Annotated in this window: 19 protein-coding genes and 1 tRNA gene; 8 read left to right on the top strand and 12 right to left on the bottom strand. The window is 59.7% G+C overall.

From position 1 onward, the window contains the following. Positions 1 to 37 precede the first annotated feature (37 nt). The 5 genes from RB216_RS03520 to RB216_RS03500 are packed head-to-tail and all read left to right on the top strand — an operon-like array spanning position 38 to position 3348. Positions 38 to 256: a hypothetical protein gene (locus RB216_RS03520; protein ID WP_028618740.1), complete on the top strand. Its 219-nt coding sequence runs from the start codon at positions 38 to 40 to the stop codon at positions 254 to 256. A 1-nt stretch (position 257) separates the two neighbouring features. After that, complete coding sequence (locus tag RB216_RS03515) at positions 258 to 650, top strand: type III secretion protein (RefSeq protein WP_068932677.1); 393 nt, start codon at positions 258 to 260, stop codon at positions 648 to 650. 42 nt (positions 651 to 692) lie between these two features. Beyond that, positions 693 to 2798, top strand: coding sequence for a type III secretion system outer membrane ring subunit SctC (gene sctC, locus RB216_RS03510; protein ID WP_372514794.1), 2106 nt, complete (start codon positions 693 to 695; stop codon positions 2796 to 2798). Further along, a complete protein-coding gene (hrpT, locus tag RB216_RS03505) occupies positions 2795 to 2998 on the top strand; it encodes an HrpT family type III secretion system protein (protein ID WP_122685993.1) in 204 nt (67 codons plus the stop codon). The genes sctC and hrpT overlap by 4 nt, the downstream gene beginning before the upstream one ends. Before the next feature lie 11 nt (positions 2999 to 3009). Continuing rightward, positions 3010 to 3348: a transcriptional regulator gene (locus tag RB216_RS03500; RefSeq protein ID WP_308908324.1), complete on the top strand. Its 339-nt coding sequence runs from the start codon at positions 3010 to 3012 to the stop codon at positions 3346 to 3348. On the opposite strand, the gene sctU is transcribed toward RB216_RS03500, so the two are convergent. The 11 genes from sctU to sctW are packed head-to-tail and all read right to left on the bottom strand — an operon-like array spanning position 3349 to position 13504. Further along, the gene (gene sctU, locus RB216_RS03495; RefSeq protein ID WP_028618735.1) at positions 3349 to 4446 is read right to left on the bottom strand and encodes a type III secretion system export apparatus subunit SctU; all 1098 of its coding nucleotides are present in this window, start codon (positions 4444 to 4446) and stop codon (positions 3349 to 3351) included. After that, positions 4443 to 5231 (bottom strand): type III secretion system export apparatus subunit SctT, encoded by a 789-nt coding sequence (gene sctT / locus RB216_RS03490; protein WP_308908323.1) that lies wholly within the window; start codon positions 5229 to 5231, stop codon positions 4443 to 4445. The genes sctU and sctT overlap by 4 nt, the downstream gene beginning before the upstream one ends. A gap of 10 nt (positions 5232 to 5241) precedes the next feature. Continuing rightward, positions 5242 to 5505, bottom strand: a complete 264-nt coding sequence (gene sctS, locus RB216_RS03485) for a type III secretion system export apparatus subunit SctS (RefSeq protein ID WP_028618733.1) — start codon at positions 5503 to 5505, stop codon at positions 5242 to 5244. A 7-nt stretch (positions 5506 to 5512) separates the two neighbouring features. Further along, a complete protein-coding gene (sctR, locus tag RB216_RS03480) occupies positions 5513 to 6166 on the bottom strand; it encodes a type III secretion system export apparatus subunit SctR (RefSeq protein WP_028618732.1) in 654 nt (217 codons plus the stop codon). Beyond that, the gene (locus RB216_RS03475; RefSeq protein WP_372514753.1) at positions 6163 to 7173 is read right to left on the bottom strand and encodes a FliM/FliN family flagellar motor switch protein; all 1011 of its coding nucleotides are present in this window, start codon (positions 7171 to 7173) and stop codon (positions 6163 to 6165) included. The genes sctR and RB216_RS03475 overlap by 4 nt, the downstream gene beginning before the upstream one ends. Further along, positions 7173 to 7631 (bottom strand): type III secretion system HrpP C-terminal domain-containing protein, encoded by a 459-nt coding sequence (locus RB216_RS03470; protein ID WP_236318231.1) that lies wholly within the window; start codon positions 7629 to 7631, stop codon positions 7173 to 7175. Before RB216_RS03470 ends, RB216_RS03475 begins: the two co-directional genes overlap by 1 nt. Next, complete coding sequence (gene sctO, locus RB216_RS03465) at positions 7628 to 8056, bottom strand: type III secretion system stalk subunit SctO (protein ID WP_308908322.1); 429 nt, start codon at positions 8054 to 8056, stop codon at positions 7628 to 7630. The genes RB216_RS03470 and sctO overlap by 4 nt, the downstream gene beginning before the upstream one ends. Then, entirely contained in the window at positions 8043 to 9401 is a 1359-nt protein-coding gene (locus tag RB216_RS03460) for a FliI/YscN family ATPase (RefSeq protein WP_028618728.1), read from the bottom strand. Before RB216_RS03460 ends, sctO begins: the two co-directional genes overlap by 14 nt. Next, a complete protein-coding gene (locus tag RB216_RS03455) occupies positions 9398 to 10315 on the bottom strand; it encodes an FHA domain-containing protein (protein ID WP_308908871.1) in 918 nt (305 codons plus the stop codon). Before RB216_RS03455 ends, RB216_RS03460 begins: the two co-directional genes overlap by 4 nt. 34 nt (positions 10316 to 10349) lie before the next feature. Next, positions 10350 to 12443, bottom strand: coding sequence for a type III secretion system export apparatus subunit SctV (gene sctV, locus RB216_RS03450; RefSeq protein WP_028618726.1), 2094 nt, complete (start codon positions 12441 to 12443; stop codon positions 10350 to 10352). Then, positions 12440 to 13504: a type III secretion system gatekeeper subunit SctW gene (gene sctW / locus RB216_RS03445; protein WP_308908320.1), complete on the bottom strand. Its 1065-nt coding sequence runs from the start codon at positions 13502 to 13504 to the stop codon at positions 12440 to 12442. Before sctW ends, sctV begins: the two co-directional genes overlap by 4 nt. Positions 13505 to 13766: 262 nt before the next feature. Here sctW and RB216_RS03440 point away from each other — a divergent pair, with 262 nt between their 5' ends. Both RB216_RS03440 and RB216_RS03435 read left to right on the top strand, forming a co-directional pair. After that, positions 13767 to 14318: an RNA polymerase sigma factor gene (locus RB216_RS03440; RefSeq protein WP_028618724.1), complete on the top strand. Its 552-nt coding sequence runs from the start codon at positions 13767 to 13769 to the stop codon at positions 14316 to 14318. 192 nt (positions 14319 to 14510) lie between these two features. Next, a tRNA-Met gene (locus RB216_RS03435) sits at positions 14511 to 14587 on the top strand. 683 nt (positions 14588 to 15270) lie between these two features. On the opposite strand, the gene RB216_RS03430 is transcribed toward RB216_RS03435, so the two are convergent. Continuing rightward, positions 15271 to 15633 carry a hypothetical protein gene (locus tag RB216_RS03430; protein ID WP_308908319.1) on the bottom strand — a complete coding sequence of 121 codons (363 nt, stop codon included), beginning with the start codon at positions 15631 to 15633 and terminating at the stop codon, positions 15271 to 15273. 72 nt (positions 15634 to 15705) lie between these two features. Between RB216_RS03430 and ggt the strand changes: the two genes are divergently transcribed. Next, complete coding sequence (gene ggt / locus RB216_RS03425; RefSeq protein WP_308908318.1) at positions 15706 to 17535, top strand: gamma-glutamyltransferase; 1830 nt, start codon at positions 15706 to 15708, stop codon at positions 17533 to 17535. The last annotated feature ends 26 nt before the right edge of the window (positions 17536 to 17561 follow it).

Raw genomic sequence — 17561 nt, 5'->3', positions numbered from 1 at the left:
CACTGACCACAGAGGTGAGGTCTATCAGGAGAGAATCATGGACTTCTATAACGGCTTCAAACGTGAGCTTCTGGGCCAAGTTAAGGCTGACACCCTGCGTTATAAAACCATCGAACAGTCCCCTGCGGAGACCTCAGAGGACATGCTGATGTTTTACGAGAGCATGTTTAAAAGGCATCACTCCGATTGGGCGTTCAACGAGCACAGCCGGGTCAACCACATGCTGTTCAAAACCGCACTGGACGGTGTGCCATAAGTTGGAAGATCAACTTATTGACTGGTTGGGCGGCGACTCAGAACAGATGCTCGTCCTCGAGAACAACGATGAAATCATCCTAAAACGTCACGGCGACGCCGTGTTGATCTGCGTTCAACTGACGTCCTGTCGGCCGGATCACGCACCGTTGCACTGTTGGCTGCGACTGGGTGCGGTCAGCCTGAATCACTTTCAAGGCTCGCTTGCCCAAGCGCCTGACAGTGGCGCGCTCTGGTTGGTCCAATGCCTGCGCACCGACCCGCACGAGACATCGTTGCTCAACAGCCTCGAAGCCCTGCTCAACCAACGCGACACGTGGCGCTCGACGGTCGCGCGCCTTGCCCTGCCGGCTCATCAATCCAAACCTACTTCGTTACGTTCGCTGTCGTATTAACCAGAGAACTCTATGTACAACAAGACCCAGAGCTATAACCGCATGCCTATTGCCTTGCCCGGAACATCGTCAAGGCTTGCCACCTGGCGTTGCCTGCTCACACTCCCCTGGTTGCTGATACCTGCGCAAAGCGTCCTGGCCGCCATTCCCCCGGAATGGAAAAACACCGCCTATGCCTATGAGGCCGAACACAAACCACTACGGGAAGTCCTCGAAGACTTCGCCCAGACCTTCGGCACGCAATTGCACATCGAGGGCCTGCTGGAGGGGGACGTCAACGGCAAGATCCGCGCGAACACCCCACAGTCACTACTGGACAGACTAGGTGTCGAACACCGTTTCCAGTGGTACCTCTACAACAACAAGCTTTACATCAGCACGCTGGATCAGCAGGAGTCAGCACGCCTGGAGGTCTCATCAGAGACGATTTCCGACCTCAAGCAGGCGTTGACCGATATCGGACTGCTCGATAGCCGTTTCGGTTGGGGAGAGTTGCCCGAAGACGGGGTCGTACTCGTCTCCGGCCCCAAGCGCTATATCGAACAGATCAAGCAGTTCAGCAGCCAGCGCCGCTCACCGGATGAAAAACAGAGCGTGTTGAGTTACCCGTTGAAGTTTGCCAATGCAACGGACCGCCAGGTGGATTACCGCGGAGAAAAACTCAACATTCCCGGTGTCGCCAGCATTTTACGCGGGCTGCTGGAACCACGCTCTGCCTCTACGCTCACGGGGCTGAACCCACGCCCATCATCCCAACCCGCGCCTCTCACGCCCAATGTGCCGCGACTGGGCAACCCGCTGCTGGGCCAAATGTTCGGTACACAGGGCAACACCGGGCCAGTGGACGCAGCACCCGCATTGACGCCGCGAGCACCGGTACCCGCCAGCCGGATCCGCGTCGAAGCCGATGTGCGCAATAACGCCGTGCTCATCTATGACCTGCCGGAACGCCAGGCGATGTACCGCGAGCTGATCACCCAACTCGACGTTGCGCGAAAGTTGATCGAAATCGACGCGATCATTCTCGATATAGAGCGTACGCAATTGCGCGAATTCGGGGTGAACTGGGGTTTCCAGAACAGCCGCTTCCGGGGCGGCGTCAACATGGCACCCGGCACATCGTCGCAGTTGTCGATTGAAAACCGCGATCGTTTCTACGCCGATATCCGCGCGCTGGAAGAGAAGGGACTGGCAACCATGGTGTCGAACCCATCGGTGCTGACCCTGGAAAACCAACCGGCGGTGATCGATTTCAACCGCACCCAATACCTCACTCCCGGCAGCGAAAACGCAACCATTTTACCCGTCACCGTGGGCACCAGCTTTCAAGTCGTGCCCAGGGTCACCACCAGCCGCGGCGATCACCAGATCCATTTGGCAGTGGACATTGAAGATGGCAATTTCGACGCGACCAACCCTGACCCCAACCACCTTGATGTACGCCGGGGCAAGGTCAGTACACAAGCCGTGATGGCGGAAAAGCGCTCGCTGGTGGTCGGCGGTTTCCATGTCACCGAAAGCACAGACAAACAAAGAAAGATTCCCCTGCTGGGAGATATTCCGCTGCTGGGCAAGGCGCTGTTTTCCTCGACGGAGCGCCAGAACAATCGACGTGAACGCCTGTTTATCCTCACACCCCGCGTTATCGGCGACCAGGACGACCCGTCTCGCTATTTGCCGCAGGCCGACCAGGCCGAGTTGCAAGCCGCCCTCACACCGCTGGCCAGGCGGATTTCACCGCACGAACCGGTGATCAAGCGCAGTGACATCATCAGCACCCTGGCACGTATGGTCAGCGGGGAAGTGCCCAAAGCGTTCAACTCGGCGCCGATGCCTCTGGGACTGAACAGCGTGTGCAGCGCCCGTGACTTGCTGGCGCTCAATACCGACCGCAGCCAGTGGTACGCAGGCCCGCATTACAACGTGGCGGTCGTGGTGTTGCGCAACCAGTTCAAGCGCAACGTACGTATCGACGAAAAAGAGTGCAGCAACTCGCAGACCCTGGCGGTCACCGTGTGGCCGCGCGCCTGGCTCAAGCCAGGCGAAGAAGCCGAGGTGTTTATCGCCATGCGTCCGGTGGTGAAGGACGAACACCTCAGTGTGCCCCGCCCCTCCTTGATCACTCCAGCCCGGAAGGCCACGCCATGAAACACAGCTTGTTGTACGTCACCCTGATTTTCGCAGTCCTGCACCTCGCCGGTTGTACACCCACCTGCAAAGGTGATTCATGCTCACGCCCACAATCTACCCAGGACAAGATGGTGATCTGGTGGCCGCCGCAGATGCGCGTCGAACCTGGGCCCGCCGGCGAGCGGGCGGATTACCAGACAGTGTCGCTGGAACGGTGAAGCTTCCAGGTATGCCCGACGATCGACGCCAGGCATTCCTGGACGACCTGGTGAGCGGCACTGCCGCTCACCTGTCCCTCGCGCCCGGTATCAAGGTAGGCGCATTGAACGCTGGAAATTGCCCGGGACTTGCCCTGCACGTCGCTCGCGAAGCGTTGCAGGCCGGGCAATTGCAGCGCGTGCTGGAGCGACGCATTGAGCAAGCGTTGGCGTTCGATGGCTGCTTTATTTACCTCGACGCCCAGAACGCGCTGGTGATCTGGCATGCACTGCCGGCAGCCGCCAGCACGCTCGACAGGATCCTCAGCCGAATGCTGTCGCTGGCCACGCTGCAAGCCTTGGACAGGTGATCAACGCCGCTCAAGCTCGGGCAGTTCCAGGGTTTCGCGCTTGGCCTCATCGTCGAGCTCGCGCAAGGTCCGGTAAATCAGCGCCACGGCCTGCAAGGTTTCACGAGGGATGCTGGCGCCCAGTTTTTTCGTGTAAAGCGTGCGCGCCAGCCATACACACTGGATCACCGGTACGTCGGCCGCCTTGGCACGGCGGATCAATGTGCGGGCTTCATCGTCCGTGCCTTTGCTCACTAACATCGGCAGCGGTGTCTTACCCGGTCGGTAATACAGCGCGACAGCAAAGTGCGTTGGATTGACCACCAACATGTCGGACTCCTCCAGCTTGGGCAGCTTGACCTTCGGTTCCTCCTGGGCCAACTGGTACGCCAACGAACGGCGCTGCCCCTTCACATGAGGGTCACCCTCCATGTCCTTGTACTCTTTGACGACCTCCACTTGAGTCATGCGCATGCGCTTGGCAAAAAAGTGCCTGGACAGGATCAAGTCGACAAGCGCAAGCACTAGCAGCACGCCAAGGCACACATGCAACAGATGACGGAACAGCGCGATCAACGCCACGATGTAGCTTTGCAGGTCACTGGTGGCCAGGTTGATCAGCGTGCTGATCGAGGGCCAAATCACCACATACAGAATCAAACCGATAAGGAATGCTTTCGCCACGCTCATCAACAGGTTCATCAACTGCTGCGCAGAAAACATCTGCTTGACCTGGCTCACGGGGTTGAGACGATTGAAATCCATCTTCAGGGCTTCCGGCGCAAACAGCAGCCCGAACTGCATCCAACTGCTGATCAGCTTGGTAGTAATCGCAACCCCGACCATCAACAGGGCGAAGGAGAAGAACACCCCCAGCCCGTCGAACAGCACCTCTTCCAGTGCGCGCGTGAAAGGCTGATTCAGACGTGACATCGGCAACAGCATCAATTGCTGAAAGCGTTGCAGACTGGTTTCGGCGGTGAACAAGGCGATTTCACTGATCGCCGTCAACGCCAGCAGTTTTGCGACATCCTGGCTCTGGGCGACCTGGCCTTTCTTGCGTTGGTCCCGCAGTTTCTTGGCGGACGCCGGGTGCTTTTTTTCGCCGGAATCACTCATGGCACCGCGACCTTGAACAAAACGCCCAATGAATGTTTAAGATCGCCCAGCAGGCTCATGCGCCCAACGATCAGATCCTCCAACAGCGCAAAGTACAACAGCAGAATGCCAATGCCCGCCAGGCTCTTGACCGGTGGCGCCAGGGTACTCACTTGTAACTGCTGGCTGTAGACCCCCAACAGTGCGATGCCGAACTCCAGCAACAGCAACACCGCAATAAAGGGCGCGGCATAGAGCAGCATGTGGGTGAAGGTATCGCCAAGCAGGTCGACGAACACATCGCTGCCATTCGCCGCAGGGAGCGGAAACCACAGGGTGGGCGGCCAGATCAGGTAACTGTCCCAGATCACTTGGGTCAACGTACCCAACCCGAGACTGGTTATCAGCAGGAAAATCGCCAATTGCTTGAACAAGTGCCCGATTGGTGTCGCATCCGGCCCCAGTGAAGGGTTGAGTTGCCCGCCCGCCAAGGCACCGCGCTGGTTGTCCAACAGTGCCCCCACTGACTCGAACATCCAGAACGGCATTGCCAGAAGCCCCCCCAGCAAGATACCCAGTGCCACCTCCTTGAGTACCAACGCAGCCAGCATTAGCGCGGAGTAATCCAAGCCCGCCAATGCGGCATGAATACCCGGCGCGGGCATCAACGCCATGACCATCACCAGCGTGTGCCGCGGCATACCGCGTATGTGTTGAAAGCAGAACGCCGCCACCAGGATGCCGCAGGGGTAGATGCGTGCCATGCCGATCACCAGGCTGGGTAGGTATTCGAGATAGACCAACATGAGCAGGACCTCAGTTCAGGGCCGAGCGGCCGATCATTTCAAAGGTCAGGTTGATCAATTGGATCAACTCCACACCAATCCAACGGCCCGTCATGATCAGCGTGACGCCCACCGCCACCAACTTGATACCAAAGGGCAGTGTCTGGTCCTGTATCTGCATCAACGCTTGCACCAGGGACGTCAGCACCCCCACCACTACTGCCACGATCAACGGCGGCGCCGTCAGCAGCACCACCAGCAGCATGCCCTGCTTGAACAGCACGATAGGTTCCATAGGGCACTCAGAGATAGGAGAGGAAAAGACTGTCGAGCAACCGCGACCAACCAGACACCATCACGAACAACAACAGCTTGAGCGGCAGGGAAATGGTCATCGGCGAAACCATTTGCATGCCCAGCGCCAACAACAAGTTGGAGACAATCAAGTCGATGACGATGAAGGGAATGTAAATCAGAAAGCCGATCTCAAACCCCGCCTGCAACTGCGATAAAACGAACGCCGGAATCAGCAGGATGAGGTCTTCGCGCTGTACCTCCTGAGCCATCTGCGCAGGCCATAAGCGCTTGGAATTCTCCAACAGGTGTGTCAGTACATCCGGGTCAATGTTGCGGAGCATGAAGGCACGTAGGGGTTTGATGGCCTCATTTCCCGTCTGCAGAAGCGTTTGCACGCTGCTCAAGTCAAGGGGTGAAACCTTGATACTCTCCGCGATTTCATATCCTACCGGCGCCATGATAAACAGCGTGGCAGCCAACGCGATGCCATTGATGGCCATGCTGGGCGGCACCTGCTGCACGCCTATGGCGTTACGGGTGATCATCAACACAATCACAATTTTCAAGAACGCTGTGCAGACGATCAACAGCATGGGCATCAATGACAATGCCGCAAGAAACACCGCGAGAACTAAGGGGTCCAGCCCTTGAAGTATCATCCGCCGAACATCACACGGGACAGCTGCAAGCCCAGGCGCCCGTCGATCTCTACCAACTGCCCCAGGCCGATCGGCCGGTCACCGTAATAGAGGCCAGCCATACCGGGAGCGTAACCGGAGACGCCCAATACGGCGCCGGGCGCGAGGCTGCGCAACTCGCCCAGAGTGAGGTTCAGCGTTCCGCAGCGTATGTTCAGTGCCATGCTCAACTCATCAAAGGGCTCATTGCCGAATACGTCCAATACCGGCTCATCTTCGTCATACCCCGAGTAGTGGGGAGGGGTAAATTCTTCATCCACGGATGTGCCCTCAATTGAAGTCAGTGTCAGACGCAACACGCCTGTGTCATCGTCAATGCGCCCATGCAGCCGCTGCCTGCCAACCTGTACATGGCCAGCGCCCTGGGCCTGGAAAAAACTTTGTTCCAATATCAGCACATCACCAACGCGCAGGCTGCGCGCTTGTGCAATCGGCAATTGCAGGTGCCCAAGGATCACGGCAATTGCCAGTTGAAACGACGCTGGCAACGGCGCGGCATTGCTGCGCCACGCTCCGGCGTCACACAACGCGAGGAAGTTCACTGCCGTCAGCCACAGGTAGCCCATCGCCCGGGATGCCCCCAGCGTCACGCTGAGTCGGCAACCAAACCCCTTGGGGCGATCGACCTCCAGCAGTCGCACATAACCCAGCAGCGCTTGTACCTGCGGGCTTAGGTGGTGCTGGAACAACGCCCAGAACCAGGAGTCAGGATCGTTGCCCGCCTTGGCCAAGGTCACCGGACATTCGCCCAGCAGACTGAGCAGGGGGCCCGCCTCGGCCAATGCCAGCACTCCGCGTGCCGTTTCGAAGCTCAATGATTGGCCCCCGGTAGGTGCACGACCCGGTTCGAGCGACAGCTCTCCACGCTGCCCCGCGACGTCGAACGGCAGGCGCAAGCCGCGTCCGAGACGACGACGCGCAGCAACCACATCGCCACTGACCCGAGGTAACGGCACCGCTGGAATCATCACCCCGACCCGACAGTGGGAAGCCGCAGGCTGACCGTCTGCCCCAACGTTTGCGTTAATCGACCCTCAACCTGTTGCCTCACGCCATTGAGCCAGCGCGCCGTCTCATCCTCTTGCGCTTCAAGCTCGATGCTCCAGGCGCTCTGTTCACGGCGCACACTGGCGTTGATGCGCCCCAGGCGAGGCAGGTACAGCACCGCCTGAAGCGGCCACTGCAAAGCGGCCTGCATACGAGGTGCCAATTGCTCGGCCAGCGCCTCGATCATCGCAGCACCGCCCAACGCCTTGGTTCCCGACAGCCGAGTCCCGGCACCAGAACCGTCACCGTCATCAGCCCACAACTGGGAAAACAATCGCGTCAGCTCCGTGGGTACAACACCTGCCATTCCCGGTTCTCGCTCTTCTCGCGCGTCACGCGGTCGGGGACGCTCGGCGGGTTTATCTGAAACCTGGGTCATGTCGGCTCCTGCGCCAGTAAAAGAGATAACTCCTGAAGTTTTTCCACCTGACGCAGGCAGGCGGTGACCTGCTTCTGGGCTCTGCCGACGCTGATCTGTTTTTCTTCTTGCTGGCCCTGCAAGGCTTCCAATTGCCCCATGCCCCGGCGAGTCGTGGCAGACAACGAGCGCTCCTGTGCGCTCCAGGACTTCAGCGCCTGCATGTTCAATACCTGCCCCTGGTGTTGGCTGAGCAACTGGGCGCTTCGCTCGGCTTCCTCGCATCGGGTCTGCTCAAGCGCATCCTCAGCCTGACGGATATTGGCAAGCAGGGCCTGCTGGGCCCGCTTAGCCTCACGCAAGGCACGCTCGGCCCGGTCTGCCCGGTGCCGTCGCAGGCGTCGCAGCGTCTCGACTTCGCCAAGCAGCCCTTCAGAATGGGACATAGGCGGTCAGCTCCTTGAGTTGTTCCAGCGTCACAGCCATCGGCGCAGGCTCACGCAAGTCCTGGCGCAAGAAATTGTCCACAGCCTGGCGACTGTCCACGGCCAGATCGGTCAAGGCATCGCTACCGGGCTGGTACTCCCCCAGCTTGAGCATCAGTTCGATCTGCTGATACGCCGACAACAAGCGTCGCAACGCCGTACCCGCCCGGATGTCCGCAGGCTCGGCGACGTTGCTCAAAATCCGCGACAGACTCGCCAACACATCCACTGCGGGATAGTGACCACGCTCAGCCAACTTACGAGACAGTACGATGTGACCGTCGAGTAGCGAGCGGACTTCATCAGCCACCGGATCGTTCATGGAGTCCTGCTCGATCAGCACGGTGTAGATCGCCGTGATCACACCTTCACGGGTCAACCCGGCGCGCTCCACAAGACGCGGTAGCAGGCTATATACCGAAGGCGGCAGACCGCCGCGGCCAAGGGGTTCGCCGGCGGCAAGGCCGATTTCGCGCTGGGCCCTGGCGAACCGAGTCAGGGAGTCAATCAGCAGCAACACGCGCAGCCCCTTGCGCCGATAACCTTCAGCCAGCGCCGTCGCCGTGAAGGCCGCTCGGGCTCGCTCCATGCTGGATCGGTCGGATGTGGCGCACACCAGTACGGCCTTGGAACGCAGTTGCTCATCGAGCTCATGATCAAGGAACTCGCGCAATTCCCTGCCCCGCTCGCCGATCAGGCCGAACACGATGACATCGCACTCCACGTTACGGGCGATCTCGGCCAACAGGGTGGTCTTGCCGCAACCTGCTCCGGCGAACAGGCCCACGCGCTGACCTTCACCCAGCGTCAGCAGGCCGTCGATCGACCGCACGCCGGTGGCCAGCGCACGGTTGATGCGCGGGCGCTCAGTGGGCAGCGGTGCCTCGCACAACACCGCACTGGTGTCCGACAAATCAGCCTCGACAAACGCACCGGGGCCTTCTCCCGTGATCGGCCGCCCAAAACCATCCAGCACTTGACCCAATAATGCCTCGCTGACCTGCACCCGATGCGAGACGCCAAGGCGCTCGACGCCCGCGCCCACCTGCACACCTTCCAGGTTGCCCAAGGCGCTTAGCACCGCGTCCTGCTGATCAAAACCGATGATCTCGGCCAGCATGTAGTCGCCCGGCTTTTTCTCGACCCGGCACAAGTCACCGATACGCGCTTGGGGCAGCCGACACTGCAGTAACATGCCATTGACGCGCTGGATGCGCCCCCGCATCGTCACCGGCGCGAAGGTGGCCAGCGACTGGACTTGACGCTGCTGCCAGGCCTCCAGGCGTGCTTGCAATTGCTCACTCACCAGCGCACCTCATAGCGCTGTACGCCATCGAATATCACCTTGCTGTTATCAATCAGCACCAGGCGCAGGCCATCCACTTCATCCCCGATAAACAGTCGGCTGCCCTCCTCCAGGACCACGTGGCCATTGGGCCCGCCCACGATCTGCACGATCTTGAATGGCAACACTCCATCGCGCGCGCGCACGCGGCTGATTACCGGTACCGCGCTATCGAACTGCTCGCCAAAACGGCTGAGCATGCGCGCGACCAATTCAACCTCATCCTGCGAGACATCCCCACTGAGCGCGACCTGCCCATTGATCACCTGCAAACTGACGCGCTGGCTCAATTCACGTTCGCCGAGCATCTTCAACAGCTGCTGGCGGACCTCGAACGGCGAGGCCAACTCGTGCTTTTTCACCACAGGCAGCATCAGGGATGCCTGGGCTTCAGGCTTCCCGGTGGACGCCATGCCCACCACAATGAAGATCACCGTCACCACCAGCACCAGCGTGATCAGACGCTTCTGCTGAGCGTGCGAGATCGCCGATAGCTTGAGCACCGGCACGGGCACCGGCACCGGCACCGGCTCACTGGCCCGTGTCGACACGGCCGGTGCGGGGGCTGGAGACTGGGGCCAAGGTTCATCGGCCAAGGTGACGCACAGCCGCACGTTCGCCACCGAAAACGTGACGTTCAGCGCCAGGTGCGCAATCTGTGCCAGCACCTGACCATCAGCATCCTGCAATAACCCGGCCTCAGCCTGCACCGACCAGTTCGAGTCCATGAGCCGCAGCCGGGCATGCTGTTCAGCGATGCCAGGATCGTTCAGCACCAAGTCAGCATCGGCGTGGGCACCGATGCTCCACTGCTCCCCGAACAAGGGCAGCGCAGCCCCCTGATGTCGCCCATCAAGCACTCGCAATTCGAACATCAGCGAGCCCTCCGGGATGGACATAGCCAAGTCTTCATGCCGCCGTACCGCGCATCAATTCGTCCTGGCCCAAGTCGAAGCGCCCCAGCACCTTGACCTTTGAGGCGCTACCCAGCTCAGCGAAAGACAGCACCGGCACGTGGTTGAATTCTTCCAGCAACAGCGCGCGCAGCGGGCTGCGCAAGTCCTGTGCGACCAGCATCACGCTCTTGAGTTTGGGCCGTACGGGAAAGGCTTGATTGAGCAGGCTAACCAACGCTGCGCTGTGTTCGTCATCAAGGGCGAAGAACACCCCGGTCTGGGTCTGGCGCAGCGCCTCACGCAGGATGTTTTCAGTCTGAGGCGACAGCAGCCAGGCATGCAGGCCGTCGGCTTCGCTGCACTGGTGGTAAATCTGCGCCTTGAGCGCAATGCGCGCGTAGTCGGCCAGCGCGTCTGGCTCACGTTCATGCTGGCCGTACTCGATCAGCGACTCGACGATCAGCCGTACGGCGCGCAACGGCACCCCCTCGCTGGCCAGGCGTTGCAGTACCGCCGAAAACCGCGACAGCGGCATGATCCGCTGCAGCTCCTGGACCAGTTCCGGTTGGTTGTGCTCCAGCCAACTGAGGATCGACTTGCTCTCCTGGATCCCCAGGAACTGCGGCCCGCTGAGCATCATTGCCTGCTTCATCCGCTCGACGATCAGGCTCGCTGAGGTGAAGCGCTCCAACTGCGGATCATCCAGCAGCGGATCATCCGGCGCCAACCAGAGCCAATCCTGTTCATCGCGCTCTGCCAGCCCCGGAATGGCGTGCGCAGGCTCGACCGTCAGCGCTTTACGCTCAACCGCCACATGGCTGACAACCGATGCCTTGACCATCGGTACTTCGTGGACACAGAAGCGCATTTCGTCGTCGGCGAGCGAATCATCGAGCTCCACTTCGAAAGGAGGCAGCGTCAGGCCGATATTGGCGACCATTGCATTTCGGGCCTGGCGAATCGAGTGAACAAGATCAGCCACCTCAGGCGTGCCCCGTAACACCGGGGAGAATTGCAACAGGTAGGGTCTCGACGGATCAAACCCACGCAAGTCCTCACGGCCGTTCTCTTCGGGGCGCACCGCTTCAGCGGTTTCAGCTTCGGGTTGCTCCAGCCGTTGACGCTGGCGCATCAGGTAGTACCCCAGGCTGCCGGTTACCAGTGCGATCAGGATAAACACCAACGTGGGCATGCCGGGCACCGCCGCAAAGGCGAGCATTCCCACCGAGGCGATCATCCAACTCTTGGGTTCGCTGGTCATTTGCCGGGCAATTTCGGCGCCCATGTTGCTGGCGCCCTTGCGTCCGTCCGGCGCCACACGGGTGATGATCATGCCGGCGGTGAGGGAGATCAGCAGCGCCGGGATCTGTGCGATCAGGCCGTCGCCGATGGTCAATACCGAGTACAACGTAATGGACTCGGAAGCGCTCAAGCCGTGCTGAAACATGCCGGTGGAAAAACCACCTAGCAAGTTCACCACAACAATGATCAAGCCCGCGACCGCATCACCTTTGACGAACTTCATCGCGCCATCCATGGCGCCGAACAACTGGCTCTCACGGGACAACTGCTCCCGTTTGTCCCGCGCTTGCATGCCGTCAATCAAGCCGGCCCGCAAGTCGCTGTCGATGGACATCTGCTTGCCGGGCATCGCGTCCAGGCTGAAACGCGCCGCCACTTCGGCCACCCGCTCCGAACCCTTGGTGATCACCAGAAAGTTGACCAGGGTCAGGATCAGGAAGATCACCATCCCCACGGCGAGGTTACCGCCAACCACAAAATTACCAAAGGCCTCGACGATATGACCGGCGTCCTGCTCCAGCAAAATCAAGCGCGTCGTGGCAATCGACAGAGACAGGCGGAACATGGTGGTCAGCAGAAGAATTGACGGAAACGATGAAAACGCCAGGGGGCCCGGAAGGTATAGCGCCAGCACGATCAACAGGCATGAGATGCAGATGTTGAGCGCGATCAGGATGTCCACCAGCCAGGTGGGCAGCGGCACGATAAAGATGAAGACGATGGCCATCACCACCACGGCGCCCAGTACTTCTGCGCGTTGCGCGACCTTAAGCAAAAAGCCGTTGATGGCCGAAAGTGCAGTCACGCCATGATCCCCAGCTTACCCGGAGAACGCGCTAGGCCACGCGTCATCCGATCCAGCTCCCCCATCACCGTCAGGAAGCCACGCAGGGTTTCTTCGCGTACTCGACCGTCGAGCCATATCGCCAGAGGCAATTGCTGGACCAGGGGATAAAGCGCATTGAGGGCCAGCAATTGCTGGACGTTCGAACTACCTGACAAGTCGCTTCCAAGCCGCAAGATTTCAGCAGCAGCGATACCTGCGCCTGCGTAACCCAGCAGGCGTTGCAACAGGCTCACTGCATCATGATCGATACCCAGGCGTTGGAGCAGGGCATTGCAACCGGACAACACGCCGCTCAACTGTCCGCAGCTTTGCAGGCCTTGCAAGAGGGAACGCAACAGCGGCGTAGGGAGTGAGGACACCTTGGCCGCGATGTCATCCACCAGAGCCTTGCGCATCATATTGAGCCCGTCGGCAAGCCGTTCGCCGCCATACACCCCCAACAGCGCCTGCATCATCGTCGCCAACGATTGGCGTGTGACCACACTGGCGTAGTAGAGCGCACGCAACGCCTGGCGCTCCTGTGGATCGGCACTGCCCGCCTGCAGCGCCAAGGCAATGTTCAGGCCTGCCTGGATCTGCCCTTTGAAGCGGACCTCCAACTTGGCGATGGCATCACGGGCCAACGCTGCTTCCGATGGGCGCACTTCAGCGTCTGCCTGGGTTGCCACATATTTGAGTACCACGAATGCACGCGCGGGGTCCCCGCCAGCCAGCTCCAGCAATTTGTCGACATGGGGATGCTGCAGCAATTGCAAGCGGATGCGGCGCGAAAGGCTCGCAAGGGTCGCCTGGGCAGGGTGCCCCAACTGATCATAAATCTGCGCAAGCTGTTCGGCCGGAGGCACGCGCACGCTCATCTTCCGCTGACTCAAGGGCTGGCTGTTGTTCTGTACTTCCAGGCTGAACAGGTGAGCGAGCTCATCCAAGCCAGGAACTGGCGCCGACGTGGATGTCTGGCTGACAGCAGGTTTATCCAACTGCTGGACCGTTTGCACATCCGGGGAAGATTCGACTTTCATGGACAGACCTGAACAGGAAGAGTGTTTCCCTGTGTGGCAAGGCCAGCTCAAACGGTTCCATCAAGTCGAATGTCACGAAAAATTTGAAAAGACTTGCACGCACCTCAACGGCTCTATGCAAGGTCCTGCGCAAAATCACACCATTTCAAGATATTTATCTTTATAAATCAGCTGGTTACATAAAAAACTGTCTTGGCATAGCCAGTGCAAAAGGGGTTCCCGTCGACACCTTTTCGACTGCGTCTACACCAAGGAAACAATCATGAATATCCCTATTGAAGCTTTAGCGCACCTCGTGGGCAGCTCGCCTCAATTCATGCTTCACCTGACAGACGACCAGCAAAAAAAACTTCGGCGCTTCATTCACAAGCGCGTACTCAACCCGGAGGATGCAGATGATCTTCTGCAGTTGACGTATCTGGAAGCCTGGCGCAACCGAGAGCGTTTCAGCGGCAATGCCACGCTCAGCACGTGGATGTGTGGTATCGCGCAAAACCTGATCCGCAATCACTTCAGGCGCTTGTACGCCAAGCCCGTGCATTGCGAGTTTGATGAGTCGCTCTGGCATGGCCAGGAAGACAACCACAATCTGGATTGGGAGTTCGAGGTAAACCGTCGCCTGGAAAAAACCCTGAGCGCTATCGACCATCTGCCAATGGAAATGCGCAAGACGCTGTACGCCTCACTGGAAACCGACGGCAGCTATCAGGACACAGCCGACGCGCTGGACATTCCTATCGGCACCGTGCGTTCACGCCTGTCACGAGCACGCGAACAGCTTAAGCGGGCCACGCACAACCCGAAACATCCCTAGCGTCATTGCACGCGTTGAGCGGCAGGGATATCTGCTCAACGCGATCAAGTTTTGCGGGGCATTCGGCAGGGCGAAGAGTGATCCACTCGTCGCCAGATCCGCTGATTTCGCTTAAACAGTTGAAAGCGTAGATAAAAATTCAAAATAAATACTTGACGCATTCCCGTTCTACGCGAATAATGCGCGCCACTTGGCTACATAGCTCAGTTGGTTAGAGCATAGCATTCATAATGCTGGGGTCCGGGGTTCAAGTCCCTGTGTAGCCACCAAGTACCGATCCATAGATGTCTACAGCAGTCTATGAATCACCTCAAGAAGCCCGCCTAGTGCGGGCTTTCTTGTTTCTACCGTTTCAAAAGACCCTAGCGCTGACAGCGCTGCCTCCTGAATGCCCTCCCCCAAACATCAACCCAGATACGCTCATGACCCGACTGCAATGGGGTTAACCGCGAGCGCTGAAACACCGTTTCCCCTTCAGTTGTGCGGGGTTTCCCATGTCCCCTCCGAAATACCTGACACCCAAGAACATTTACTTCCGAGCATGATCCGCATCGCAGGAATACAGCCGCGCCGCCTGAACGACCCAGCCTGCTGGTAAAGATGCGGGACACAGGAACGGCAATCACGCTGGCCGAGTATCTGCCGTTGCGACGGGATTCGTTCGGGGCACTGTTCTTCTTTGATCTCATCGATGCGGTCGAAACGCTCGCCCCCCCCACGAGCACTCAGACACCATCGAAGGGTGGAGTACACTCCGTGAGGCCAGCCGATATGCTGATGTCAAAGCAGCGCTGACCCATCCCGGGACGAGCAGCAACAACTTCAACTCGCTGAACGGCCTTGCATCCTCACGCGCAGGTCTCCCAGGTCAATCGTCAGATCAGGGCTCGGCAGACTACCCAGTGTGTCGTTCAGGTTCATCCGCAATGGCTTATCGGGGTCAAGCCCATATTCAAGATTCAATGCCCTTGACCAACACGTCGCTGAGGTTCCACTGCGGGCGAAGGTCGTTTGCGTCACTCAAGGGCACACTGTGCAATTGCTGGCGTGCGTCTCTGTCTTCGAAACTCGAAGGTGTCTTCAACAGTTGCCCTTCATGGCTCAGGCCTAGGCGGCTAAAGGCTCGATTATCCGCATCGGGCCCCCAGGAAAGTGAGAGAGGTTCAAAGCGAAACAGTCGCTGGCCAGCCAGGCGAAACTGCTGGCCATCAGGCTTTTTCACAACGGCGACTGCATTCGCAGGAAAAAACCGCCCATCTGTATTTTGACGCTCGCCCGCCCCACTGTTAGTGTCCGGCTCCACCCTTGCACGCATGCCGTGCCCTACCTGGAAGGCACGATTTATCTGTAAGAAGCAGTACCCCAAGGACAACAGATCATTCTCAAAATGAACGGAGTTCAGCGCGTGTTTTCGATTTCCCGCCGCCAACTGTCAGTGATTGCCGCAGCCCTTGCACTGGCTGCATGCAATACCTCTGTCAACGAACAGCCACCGGCGCCAGAGCTGGGCTCAGGCTATCGCACCGACCTCACCACCCAACAGGCTGAGCGTCATATGGCGGCCGCCGCCAACCCGCTCGCGGCCGAGGCCGGGCGAGAGATGCTGCGCAAAGGCGGTTCGGCTATCGATGCGGCGATTGCGATGCAGGCGGTGTTGACCCTGGTGGAGCCGCAGTCATCCGGCATCGGCGGTGGCGCGTTCATCATGCTGTGGGACGCAAACACCGTGCACGCCTATGACGGCCGCGAAACAGCGCCAGCCGGGGCGACGGAGCGGTTATTCCTGAAGACCGATGGTAAGCCGATGGCGTTTCCAGACGCGCAGATTGGCGGACGGTCGGTCGGCACGCCTGGGGTATTGCGTGCTCTTGAGATGGCACACAAGAAGACCGGTCACCTGCAATGGGCCGAGCTGTTCGAGCCGGCGATCCGGTTGGCGGAACAGGGCTTCGCCATTTCTCCACGCCTGCACAGCCTGATCGCAGCCGACCGCTACATCGCGCAATCGCCGGACATGGCAGCGTACTTCCTGAACGCCGATGGCTCACCAAAAGCCACCGGTACGCTGTTGAAAAACCCCGCACTGGCCAACGTATTCAAACGCATCGCCAAGGAAGGGCCGGATGCACTGTACCAAGGGCCGATTGCCGATGAGATCGCACGCAAGGTGCAGGGCCATCGCAACGCAGGCAGCCTGTCCCTGGCGGACCTCAAGGGCTACGCCGCCAAAGAGCGCAAGCCGCTGTGCACCGATTACAAACAGTGGAAAGTCTGCGGTATGCCACCGCCGTCATCGGGCGGAGTCGCCATCGCGCAAATCCTCGGCACCTTGCAGGCGCTGGAAGCACGCGATCCCGCCCTGGCCATCGCAGCCATGCAACCGGTGAAAAGCTCGTCGCCTGCTGGCCTTGAGCCCGCGCCCGAAGCCGTGCACCTGCTGGCCGAAGCCGGGCGCCTGGCGTTTGCCGATCGCGCGCTCTATGTCGCCGACGCGGACTTCGTTCCAGTGCCCGTGGCGGGTCTGGTCGCACCGAACTACCTGGCCAAGCGTGCGGCCTTGATCGGCGAACGCAGTATGGGCATCGCCAAGCCGGGTGTACCTGCAGGTATCCAGGTGGCCTACGCGCCGGATCGCTCGCCGCTGCGCATTTCCACATCACAAGTGGTGGCGGTGGATGACCAGGGCGGCGCTGTGTCGATGACCACCACGGTGGAAGCGGCATTCGGCTCACATGTGATGGTGCAGGGCTTCTTGCTCAACAACCAGATGACCGACTTCTCGTTTATTCCCGAGGAAAACGGCCAGCCAGTCGCCAACCGCGTCGAGCCCGGCAAACGCCCGCGTTCGGCCATGGCGCCGACCCTAGTGTTCGACCGCAAAAGCGGCGAATTACTGGCCACGGTGGGTTCACCCGGTGGCTCGCAAATCATCGAGTACGTGAGCAAGTCCCTGGTGGCCATGCTCGACTGGAAACTCGACCCGCAAGCCGCCATCAGCCTACCTAACTTTGGCAGCCGCAATGGCGCAACCGAGCTGGAAACCGGTCTGTTCAGCCCCGCGCTGAAACAGGTCCTCAAGGACAAGGGCCATGCGCTGAGCGAGATCGATATGACCAGCGGCATCCAGGCCATCGTCCGCACGCGGGATGCCCAGGGCAAAGTGTCGCTGAGCGGCGGCGCCGACCCTCGGCGCGAAGGCGTAGCGGTTGGCGACTGACTATTCAATCAACGGAGAACGCGCTC

This window comes from Pseudomonas canadensis, from assembly GCF_030980095.1.
In the GTDB taxonomy this organism is placed as follows: Bacteria; Pseudomonadota; Gammaproteobacteria; order Pseudomonadales; family Pseudomonadaceae; genus Aquipseudomonas; species Aquipseudomonas canadensis.
The sequence above is the reverse complement of the archived record's forward strand: the minus strand, read 5'-3'. Positions and strand labels throughout refer to the sequence as shown.